Here is a 365-nt window from a genome sequence, read left to right on the forward strand (position 1 = left end):
CGAGGGGGGTGCGGAGCCGGTCCACGACGGTGCCCGCCAGGTCGACCCGTACCGCTTGGAGTTCGTCCCGGTCGGCGTGCACGCCGACCGGGACGAACTCCAAGCGGTACGGGTCGACCTGGCGGGCACCGGCCGGCGACCCGGGCGGCGGCGAGGGCCGGCGCCCCGGCGGACCCGGCCAGCCGGTGGACGGCGCGGGCGGGGGCGGCGGCGGCCGCGTCCGGGCCGGCCGCGAAGGCGAGGGGGGTGCGGAGCCGGTCCACGACGGTGCCCGCCAGGTCGACCCGTACCGCTTGGAGTTCGTCCCGGTCGGCGTGCACGCCGACCGGGACGAACTCCAAGCGGTACGGGTCGACCTGGCGGGC

General features: G+C 79.2%; 1 protein-coding gene. It reads left to right on the forward strand.

What is annotated here, in order from left to right:
- Positions 1–185 precede the first annotated feature (185 nt).
- On the forward strand, positions 186–365 hold a 180-nt coding region (locus EF903_RS34935), incomplete at its 3' end, for a hypothetical protein (RefSeq protein ID WP_221888836.1).

Origin of the sequence: Streptomyces sp. WAC05292 (genome assembly GCF_003949955.1) — a bacterium.
GTDB classification, from domain to species: Bacteria; Actinomycetota; Actinomycetes; order Streptomycetales; family Streptomycetaceae; genus Streptomyces; species Streptomyces globosus.